Below are 9,633 nucleotides of genomic sequence, written 5' to 3' on the forward strand. Positions count from 1 at the left end.
AGTCATCCGTGAACGAAGATCTCCCGCCACCAGGTCCGTTGGCCGCAGGTGGGTTGCGAGTCACCGCGCTGGGCGGCATCGGTGAGATCGGCCGCAACATGACGGTTTTCGAGCATCTGGGCCGGCTGCTGATCATCGACTGCGGGGTGCTGTTCCCGACTCATGACGAGCCGGGCGTCGACCTGATCCTGCCCGACCTGCGCCATATCGAGGACCGGCTCGACGACATCGAGGCGCTGGTGCTGACCCACGCGCACGAGGACCACATCGGCGCGATCCCCTTCCTGCTCAAGCTGCGTCCCGACATTCCCGTCGTCGGCTCCAGGTTCACCTTGGCGCTGGTCGCGGCCAAATGCCGCGAACACCGCATCAAACCGGTGTTCATCGAAGTCGAAGAGGGTCAGAGCAGCAGGCACGGGGTGTTCGAATGCGAATACTTCGCCGTCAACCACTCCATCCCCGACGCGCTGGCCATCGCCGTTTACACGAGTGCCGGTACCGTGCTGCACACCGGCGACATCAAGCTCGACCAGCTACCGCTCGACGGGCGTCCCACCGACCTGCCCGGTATGTCCCGGCTGGGCGACGCCGGCGTGGATCTGTTCCTGTGCGATTCGACCAACGCCGAGATTCCCGGTGTCGGACCCTCGGAAAGCGAAGTGGGCCCGACATTGCACCGGTTGATGCGAGGTGCCGAGGGCCGCGTCATCGTGGCATGTTTTGCCTCCAATGTGGACCGGGTGCAGCAAATCATCGACGCCGCAGTGGCTTTGGGCCGGCGGGTGTCGTTCGTCGGGCGATCGATGGTGCGCAATATGGGCATCGCAAGGGATCTGGGTTTCTTACGAGTGGCCGATTCCGACCTGATCGACATCGCAGCCGCGGAGCTGATGGCACCCGAACAGGTGGTGCTGATCACTACCGGTACCCAGGGCGAACCGATGTCGGCGTTGTCCCGGATGTCGCGCGGTGAACATCGCAGTATCACTTTGACTTCGGGTGATCTCATCGTGCTGTCGTCGTCGCTGATTCCGGGAAACGAGGAGGCGGTCTACGGCGTCATCGACGAGCTCTCCAAGATCGGAGCGCGCGTTGTCACCAATGCCCAAGCGCGGGTGCATGTTTCCGGACACGCATACAGCGGCGAGCTGTTGTTCCTGTACAACGGGGTACGGCCGCGCCACGTGATGCCGGTACACGGGACCTGGCGAATGCTGCGCGCCAACGCCAAGCTCGCGGTCGGCACCGGAGTTCCGGAAGAGTCGATCTTGTTGGCCGAGAATGGGGTCAGTGTCGATCTGGTCGGCGGCAGAGCCTCGATCGCCGGTGCCGTGCCGGTCGGCAAGATGTTCGTCGACGGCTTGATCACCGGCGACGTCGGCGAAATCACCCTGGGTGAACGGCTGATCCTGTCGTCGGGTTTTGTCGCGGTGACCGTGGTGGTCAAGCGTGGCACCGGGCGCCCGGTGGCGGCGCCGCATCTGTATTCGCGCGGCTTTTCTGAAGATCCCAAGGCGCTGGAACCCGCTGTGCGTAAGGTCGAAGCCGAGCTGGAATCGCTGGCCGGCGCCAATGTCACCGATCCGTCCCGGATTGCCCAGGGCGTGCGCCGCACGGTCGGCAAGTGGGTTGGCGAAACCTACCGCCGCCAGCCGATGATCGTGCCCACGGTGATCGAGGTCTGACAACCGGAGCGTGTTCTGACGGGTCAACCAGCCGGATGCGCTGGTAGGAAGCTCACTAATGACCGCGGTCGATTGACGTGGGCTGCTCGGCTCCCGTAGCCTTTACGCCGAAAGTAGCATATTACTACTGTCACTAACTGCAAGCTTCTACAGCACGCACCCTATGGGCACGCACCCGAGGAGAATTATGTCGCGCGACACCGCAATCTGCCACGAGAGCCTGTTCCATGAGGTGGAGGTCGCCTGCTCAAGCCCTGCTTTCGTGGTTGACGCTCTCGTCTAGTCAGAACTGTGCCGGCTCGCCCGTCGGGCCACCGCGTCGCGTGTCTGGCGTCGATGCACCGCTGGACCATCGGCTCGCACTCAACGATCAAGCAAGATTTCTCGCCCAGCGAGCTACCGGGTTGACACCGGTGGCCCAGTGGGTGTGGGTTTACGACCGCTCCGTCGACCTCGATGGCCTGAAGCGTTTTCACCGCAATCTCGGTTACGGGTTGTTGGGACGCAGGATCGAGCGTTCGCCGCTTCCCTTCGGCCGGCACCGCTGGGTCTGTTCACCGGCCTCGGCGGACATCGATATCGCTCGGTATGCCCGTCCGCGCGCTGAGTTGATCGGCTGGGCCGACGAGCGCGCGCAATTGCCACTCGATCCGCAATGGGGGCCTGGTTGGCATGTGGGTGTCCAACCGTTTTCCGACGGTTCCACCGCGGTCAGCCTGGTGGCCTCGCACTGCCTGGTGGACGGGGCCGGCGGCTGCCTCGCGATCGTTGATGCGGTCAAGGGCAATGTGGACAGTCCCGGTTACCCGTTACCAGGTTCGCGCAGCCGTGCGCGCGCAGTGGTTTCCGATGCTCTCCATACCGCGCGTGGCCTACCAGCGATCGTCCAGGCGCTGATCGCGGCCGCCAGGCAATCGCGTCATCGCAGCCGGGGTGGTGGGCAATCGGGGCGGTCGGGGCGGCTTGTTGTCGCCAGGGGCAACGACGACGCTGTTGCGGTGCCGGCCATCGCAATTCATATCGACGTTGGTGACTGGGATACTCGCGCAGCGGCTCTCGGCGGCAGCAGTAATGCGCTGTTTACCGCGTTCGCCGCGAAACTGGGTGAGCGGGTGGGATGTCGACGCGCCAACGACGGCGCGATCCGGGTGGGCATGACCGTCAACGACCGAGCCGAGGGCGATACTCGCGCAAACGCATTCTCGCTGGCGACCATTGATATCGACCTGACTCGGATAACGTCGGATTTGTCCAATGTTCGAGCCGGCATCAGGCGTGCACTCGGCACTTTTTCCGCGGTGCGGGGTGAGCAGCTCAAGCTCCTGCCGTTGATCGCGTTGATGCCAGAGTGGGCGGCCAGACGACTGGCCCACATGTTCTTGGCCACTCCGGCGGTGGGTTGCTCCTATCTCGGCGACGTCGACCCGGCGGTAGGTCGCCCCGATGGAACCGAGGCGGATTCATTTTTCGTGCGCGGGGTAACACAACACGTCTCGCGACAGATCGTCGAGCAGGTATCGGGCATGACTGCGGCGTCGGCTGCGCGCATCGGCGGCACGATCTGCATTGCCGTCACCGCATACCAGTCTGTCGAAAGGCGCCTCTTGGGCGAGCTCGCCGCAGCAACGCTGGCGGAGTTCAACCTGACCGGGCTGATCGTCTAGGCGGAAATTATGACCGCCGGTGCGGGCGTCGCGAACCCGGAGGCCCACGGAGATCTAGACCTTTTCGGCGTACGCCGACCACTCGATCTGTGAAGCTTTGAGGGTGCGCCCGGTGGGCGCGACATAGCGCTGGACAAGTTCATCCGGCCCGGCTTGTTCCACCAGCCGCCAGCCGTACTCGGCGAGAAAGTCGGCCACCTGCTCGGGCAGCAAGCCGAAATGCCACAGCTGACGCCGCTGCCGAACGGCGCGATACAGCGTCCGGGTGCCGTACCGATTACTCCCGTCGATGAAGTCGCGGCGCACGTAGGTGAATACCAGGCGACTGCCCGGTGCCGTTGCCCGCAGTCCGTCCAATGTCCGCCGGACGGCACGCTCCGTGAGGTACTGGGTGACACCTTCGCAGATGAAGAAGACCCGGTAATCAGTGCGGTATCCGTGCTCGGCCAGCGCGGTTAGCAGGTCGTCGCGCTCGAAATCCAAGGCCACCAACCGAACTGAGAGGGGTAACTCGCCCAGGACGCGCCGGACCGTCTTGGCCTTGCGGGCGATGTTGACCGGCAGGTCCACTTCGAACACCGGGATACGAACCTGGCGGGTCAATCGATAGGCGCGCGTGTCGAATCCGGCACCCAGGATGACGACCGCGTCGATGTCGTCGAGTGCCGCCGCCAGTTTGTCGCCAATGAATCGCTTGCGGCAGACCAGGTTTGCCCACAGTCCGCGGCCGGACCACTCCGACCCCGCGATGAACAAGCGCCTCAGTGTCGTGGGCCGGGTGGCGCTGACGAGCCAGCGCAGGGGTCTGGGCAAGAACAGGTCCGCCAGGTCGTCGTCCACAAGCCGGCGGTCGGGTGGCTCGTTTTGTTCGACGGCCGACAAGATCATCGGGCCGAATGCAGTCTGTGCAACGGGATTTCGGGCCATCAGCTACCTCTTGTTCACACAGCCCGCGTCGACGGGCAACGCCACGCCGGTGATGTATCGGGCCTCGTCGGACACCAGCCATGCCACGGCATTGGCGATGTCCTCTGCTGGCAGAATCCGCACCGGCAACGCGTTGCCCGCGCCGGACGCCGAGCCGTCCTGAGCGGCCATGTCGGCAAGCCACTGCGCGGTGAACTCGTTGTCGATCATCGGGGTGCCGACCGCGGACGGATGCACGGAGTTGACTCGAATATTGTGGGGCGCAAGCAGATTGGCGTATAGCCGCATCAGCCCCACGAGTCCGTGTTTGGCGGCGGTATAGCCGATGGAGCCGGCGTCGGCGCTGCCGAAGCCGGCCAGGCCCGCCGCGGAGCTGATCAGCACGATCGAACCCCCGGCCCCTTGAGAGGTCATGGCGGGTATCGCGACATCGACGGTGTGGTAGGCGCCGGTCAGGTTGACGTCGATCACGTCGTGCCAGCCGTCGGCGCCGGACTGCATCGGGGCGATGCCGGCATTGGCGATGACGATGTCGAGCCGGCCGAACTCGTCAAGACCCGCCCGCAGCGCCGCGGCCAGCGATGCACGATCGCGGACGTCGGCTTGGTGCGCCACGATGCGCGCACCGGTCTCCTCGACGAGCGTGACGGTCAAAGCCAGATCTTCGGCGGTGCCCAGCGGGTAAGGCACACTGTCGATCTGCTCGCACAGGTCGATCGCGATCACGTTGGCGCCGTCGGCCGCCAGCCGCACCGCATGGGCGCGGCCCTGACCTCGTGCGGCGCCGGTCACGAAGGCAACCCGGCCGTTCAGCGGCCCAGGTGACGACCCGGCCATCAGCGGCGAAGCTGCCCTTTGTCCGGATCGCCCGCCGGGATGGGTTGCAACACGTTGATGTCGGGCGCACCGACCAAATGGTCTCCGACCGCCTTGAACATCTTGGCCACCGCGGGTGCGGTGCTGTGGACTTTGAGTGCGTCGGCGTCGGCCCATTGCTCGACGAATACGAACGTCTCACCCGTTTGATGCAGGGAGTACAGCTCGCAGCCGGGCTCGCCGTGCACCTCTTCGACCGCGGTGATCAAGATGTCGCGGACGGTGTCGACCGAGTCGGGCTTGACGGTCAGCGTGGCGACGACGACGACGGGCATGCTAGAGCCTCCTGGGACCTGTGGCGGATTATCGGCGGCGTGACGCGGCATGACCCGCGGATGACCATTGTCACCTTTGGCCAACCCTACTCATGCCCGTTGATAACGAGGCGAGCACGGGTTGGAGAAGCCAACGTTACCAGTGTGGCATGTGGTGCAGAAGATGTATTTGCGACTAGGCTTGCCCGCATGGCCAATCGGACCGTTGCCCGCTCCGGAAGCAGAACGAGCAGGTCAAAAGCCACTTCGAGGGGGGCTACGCGCAGTGCGCGATCGGCTGCGCCCAGAACCGGGAAGCGCCCGAGTGGGCCGGTCAAACGGGTGAGCCGGCCGGCCCGGCGGCGCGATCAATCCCTGATCGCGTCGACCGGACTCGCCTGCGGCCGGGCCGTGCGCGCGACCTGGCTGATGGCGGCCAAGGGCACCGGGGGAGCGGCGCGCTCGATCGGGCGCGCGCGCGACATCGAACCCGGACATCGCCGCGACGGTGCGGCGCTGGCACTGCTGGGCCTTGCCGTGGTCGTCGCCGCCGGCTCGTGGTTCCACGCCGCCCGACCCGTCGGGGCGTGGGTCGACGCGATGCTGCGGATGCTGATCGGCTCAGCCGTCGTGTTGCTGCCGATCATCTTGGCCGCCACGGCGATAGTGCTGATGCGGACCCAGCCCAATCCCGAGACCCGGCCGCGGCTGATCCTGGGATCCAGCCTGATCGCGTTGTCATTTCTCGGTTTACGGCACTTGTGGGCCGGCTCGCCGGAAACCCCGGCGCCGCGCGGTCATGCAGCGGGATTCATCGGTTTTGCGATCGGCGGGCCATTGTCGGACGGGCTGACGGCGTGGATCGCCGCACCGCTGTTGTTCATCGGGGCACTGTTCGGGCTGCTACTGCTGACCGGAACCACGATCCGCGAGGTGCCCGACGCCTTACGGCGCATGTTCGGCACGCGGCTGTTCCAGCGCGACTATCCAGACGACGAAGACCAGTACGACGACGAATACGACGAGAAATACGACGAGAAATACGACTTCGCCGGCGACGACGCGGACACCGTCGAGGTCGCACGCGAGGACTTCTCCGACGGCTACTACGACGAGGTGCCGCCGGTGCCGGAGGCCGGCCCGCCGGCTGACGACACTCCGACCACTCCCGAACCCACGGTCGGGCGGGGACGAAAGCGCAACACCAAGAAGCAGGACACCCAAGCACTGGACCGCGTCGTCGAAGGGCCTTACACGCTGCCCTCGCTGGACCTGCTGGTGGCCGGCGATCCACCCAAGAAGCGAAGCGCGGCCAACAACCACATGGCCGCCGCCATCGGGGAGGTGCTCGTCCAGTTCAAGGTCGACGCGGCCGTCACCGGCTGCACCCGCGGGCCGACCGTCACCCGCTATGAGGTCGAACTTGGACCCGGGGTCAAGGTCGAGAAGATCACCGCGCTGCAGAAGAACATCGCCTACGCGGTGGCCACCGAGAGCGTGCGGATGCTGGCGCCCATCCCGGGCAAGTCCGCGGTCGGCATCGAGGTGCCCAACACCGACCGGGAGATGGTGCGGCTGGCCGACGTGCTCACTGCTCCGTCGACCCGCCGCGACCACCACCCGCTGGTGATCGGGCTGGGCAAGGACATCGAGGGCGACTTCATCTCGGCCAACCTGGCCAAAATGCCCCACCTGCTGGTCGCCGGCTCAACAGGATCGGGCAAGTCCAGCTTCGTCAACTCGATGCTGATATCGCTGTTGACCCGAGCCACCCCGGAAGAGGTCAGGATGATCCTGATCGACCCGAAGATGGTGGAACTGACGCCCTACGAAGGCATCCCGCACCTGATCACGCCGATCATCACCCAGCCGAAGAAGGCCGCGGCCGCGCTGGCGTGGCTGGTCGAGGAGATGGAGCAGCGCTACCAGGACATGCAGGCGTCCCGGGTGCGCCACATCGATGACTTCAACGAAAAGGTGAGATCTGGTGCTATCACCGCGCCGCTGGGCAGTCAGCGAGTGTACCGGCCCTATCCGTATGTCCTGGCAATCGTCGACGAGCTGGCCGATTTGATGATGACCGCGCCACGTGACGTCGAGGACGCCATCGTGCGGATCACCCAGAAGGCGCGCGCGGCCGGTATCCACCTGGTGCTGGCCACCCAGCGCCCGTCGGTCGACGTGGTGACCGGACTGATCAAGACCAACGTGCCGTCGCGGTTGGCGTTTGCGACGTCGTCGCTGACCGACAGCCGGGTGATCCTGGATCAGGCGGGCGCGGAGAAGCTGATCGGTATGGGCGACGGGTTGTTCCTGCCGATGGGCGCGAGCAAGCCGATCCGGTTGCAGGGCGCCTACATCACCGACGAGGAGATCCAGGCCGTCGTCGCCGCCTGCAAGGACCAGGCCGAACCCGAGTACACCGAGGGCGTCACCGCTGCCAAGCCCAGCGGTGAGCGCGCCGACGTCGATCCGGACATCGGCGACGACATGGACGTGTTCCTCCAAGCCGTGGAACTGGTGGTGTCCAGCCAGTTCGGCTCCACCTCGATGCTGCAGCGCAAACTGCGGGTGGGTTTCGCCAAGGCCGGCCGGCTGATGGACCTGATGGAGACTCGCAGCATCGTCGGGCCCAGCGAAGGCTCCAAGGCGCGCGAGGTGCTGATCAAACCCGACGAGCTGGCGGGCACCCTGGCGCTGATCCGGGGCGGGAGCGACGCCGCCGGGAGCGATTCCGAGTAACCCGCGAACAGACACCAACGCGCCCAATTCGCCGGCGTGCCGGGGGCTTTTTCGACTGCTCGGCTGGTCAGAGGACCAGCAGCATCCGGGAATTGCCCAGAATGTTGGGCTTGACGTAGCTCAGATCCAGGAATTCCGCGACACCGATGTCATAGGACCGGCACATCTCCTCGTACACCTCGGCGGTGACCGGAGTACCTTCGATTTCGATAAAGCCGTGCTGGGCAAAGAATTCCGTCTCGAAAGTCAACACGAACAGTCGCTCCAGCTGAAGCTCCCGGGCAACCTCGAGGAGCCGGTCGACGATCGCGTGGCCGATGCCGCGACCAGTCATGGCGGGGTCGACCGCGACGGTACGGATTTCCCCGAGGTCGGCCCACAGTACGTGCAGCGCCCCGCAACCGACTACTTTGCCCTGGATTTCGGGGTGTTCGGCCACCCAAAATTCTTGCACCGCTTCGTAAAGCGTCACCATGTTCTTTTCCAGCAGGATCTTTCCCGCATACGTGTCGACGAGTTTTTTGATCGCAGGCACATCAGACGTGCGGGCACGCCGGACTACCGGTTGGAAATCCCATGGACTTTCGCTCACGTAAAGAACAGTATCGACATCGACGACGGGTGGCCTGGTCAACAGTTATTCTGTTGCCGTGCCCGGGCAGCCGCAAACAGGTCAGATGCCAGGAACCGCCCGTATCGCCAACCTCGCCAATATTCTGACCGGCCTGAGGCTGGTGTTGGTCCCGATTTTCCTGTACGCGCTGTTCTATGACGGCGGCCACCAAACGTCTGCCCGGATAGCGGCATGGGCGGTATTCGCGGTTGCCAGCATTACCGATCGGTTCGATGGCCTGCTGGCTCGCAACTACGGCATGGCGACCGAATTCGGCGCCTTCATCGATCCGATCGCCGACAAGACCTTGATCGGGGCGGCGCTGATCGGCCTGTCGATGTTGGGTGACTTGCCGTGGTGGGTCACGGTATTGATCCTGAGCCGCGAGGTCGGGGTGACGGTGCTGCGACTGGCGGTGATTCGGAGTGGTGTCATTCCCGCCAGCTGGGGCGGCAAACTCAAGACCGTGGTGCAGACGGTCGCCATCGGTTTGTTCGTGCTGCCGTTGTCGGGTCCGCTACATGTCGTGGCAGTGATGGTGATGGCCGCTGCCATCGTGCTCACGGTCGTGACCGGTATCGACTACGTCGCATCGACGATCAGGGAAATCCGCTGGGCCAACCGCGGGTCGTGAACTCTCGGGAACCACATCAGCCGGGGCGGCGTTGACCTAGAAACCATTGCTCGTCGGGTGCCCCGGCGAGGCAAATGCATGAGGTGTCGGACGCGACCGGATCAAGGAGATTCTCAATGAAGTTGTCAAGCCGCCGCGGCGTTAGGCGCGGTGGGTTGGTAGGCCCGGTGGTCGCGCAGCATGGCCTACAGGATGTGGGGGCGTGGGCGGGCCACGGCGGGGACGGCTTGGGTGTGGG

Annotated in this window: 8 protein-coding genes; 4 read left to right on the forward strand and 4 right to left on the reverse strand. The window is 65.0% G+C overall.

Features of this window, described 5'->3' with window-relative positions:
- Positions 1-8 precede the first annotated feature (8 nt).
- Both EET13_RS10140 and EET13_RS10145 read left to right on the forward strand, forming a co-directional pair.
- Positions 9-1,685, forward strand: a complete 1,677-nt coding sequence (locus tag EET13_RS10140) for a ribonuclease J (protein WP_122442175.1) — start codon at positions 9-11, stop codon at positions 1,683-1,685.
- Positions 1,686-2,098: 413 nt separating this feature from the next.
- Complete coding sequence (locus EET13_RS10145; protein ID WP_244603845.1) at positions 2,099-3,349, forward strand: hypothetical protein; 1,251 nt, start codon at positions 2,099-2,101, stop codon at positions 3,347-3,349.
- Between the two features lie 54 nt (positions 3,350-3,403).
- Here EET13_RS10145 and EET13_RS10150 read toward each other — a convergent pair whose 3' ends face one another.
- Genes EET13_RS10150 through EET13_RS10160 form a run of 3 tightly spaced genes read right to left on the reverse strand, consistent with a single transcriptional unit; the run spans position 3,404 to position 5,427 of the window.
- Positions 3,404-4,276, reverse strand: a complete 873-nt coding sequence (locus EET13_RS10150; RefSeq protein WP_122442160.1) for an SAM-dependent methyltransferase — start codon at positions 4,274-4,276, stop codon at positions 3,404-3,406.
- Between the two features lie 3 nt (positions 4,277-4,279).
- Positions 4,280-5,113 (reverse strand): mycofactocin-coupled SDR family oxidoreductase, encoded by an 834-nt coding sequence (locus EET13_RS10155; protein WP_122442161.1) that lies wholly within the window; start codon positions 5,111-5,113, stop codon positions 4,280-4,282.
- Positions 5,113-5,427 carry a putative quinol monooxygenase gene (locus EET13_RS10160; RefSeq protein ID WP_122442162.1) on the reverse strand — a complete coding sequence of 105 codons (315 nt, stop codon included), beginning with the start codon at positions 5,425-5,427 and terminating at the stop codon, positions 5,113-5,115. Before EET13_RS10160 ends, EET13_RS10155 begins: the two co-directional genes overlap by 1 nt.
- Before the next feature lie 60 nt (positions 5,428-5,487).
- Here EET13_RS10160 and EET13_RS10165 point away from each other — a divergent pair, with 60 nt between their 5' ends.
- Positions 5,488-8,148: an FtsK/SpoIIIE family DNA translocase gene (locus tag EET13_RS10165; RefSeq protein WP_122442163.1), complete on the forward strand. Its 2,661-nt coding sequence runs from the start codon at positions 5,488-5,490 to the stop codon at positions 8,146-8,148.
- Positions 8,149-8,215: 67 nt separating this feature from the next.
- Here EET13_RS10165 and EET13_RS10170 read toward each other — a convergent pair whose 3' ends face one another.
- Positions 8,216-8,740, reverse strand: coding sequence for an amino-acid N-acetyltransferase (locus EET13_RS10170; protein ID WP_122442164.1), 525 nt, complete (start codon positions 8,738-8,740; stop codon positions 8,216-8,218).
- Positions 8,741-8,825: 85 nt separating this feature from the next.
- Between EET13_RS10170 and pgsA the strand changes: the two genes are divergently transcribed.
- On the forward strand, positions 8,826-9,395 hold the full coding sequence (gene pgsA / locus EET13_RS10175; protein ID WP_122442177.1) for a CDP-diacylglycerol--glycerol-3-phosphate 3-phosphatidyltransferase: 570 nt from the start codon (positions 8,826-8,828) through the stop codon (positions 9,393-9,395).
- The last annotated feature ends 238 nt before the right edge of the window (positions 9,396-9,633 follow it).

Source organism: Mycobacterium attenuatum (assembly GCF_900566085.1).
GTDB classification, from domain to species: Bacteria; Actinomycetota; Actinomycetes; order Mycobacteriales; family Mycobacteriaceae; genus Mycobacterium; species Mycobacterium attenuatum.

Coding starts and splice junctions, on each gene's coding strand:
- EET13_RS10155 (WP_122442161.1), bottom strand. CDS start 5,113: ATGGCCGGGTCGTCACCTGGGCCGCTGAACGGCCGGGTTGCCTTCGTG.
- EET13_RS10160 (WP_122442162.1), bottom strand. CDS start 5,427: ATGCCCGTCGTCGTCGTCGCCACGCTGACCGTCAAGCCCGACTCGGTC.
- pgsA (WP_122442177.1), top strand. CDS start 8,826: ATGCCAGGAACCGCCCGTATCGCCAACCTCGCCAATATTCTGACCGGC.
- EET13_RS10150 (WP_122442160.1), bottom strand. CDS start 4,276: ATGGCCCGAAATCCCGTTGCACAGACTGCATTCGGCCCGATGATCTTG.
- EET13_RS10165 (WP_122442163.1), top strand. CDS start 5,488: ATGACCATTGTCACCTTTGGCCAACCCTACTCATGCCCGTTGATAACG.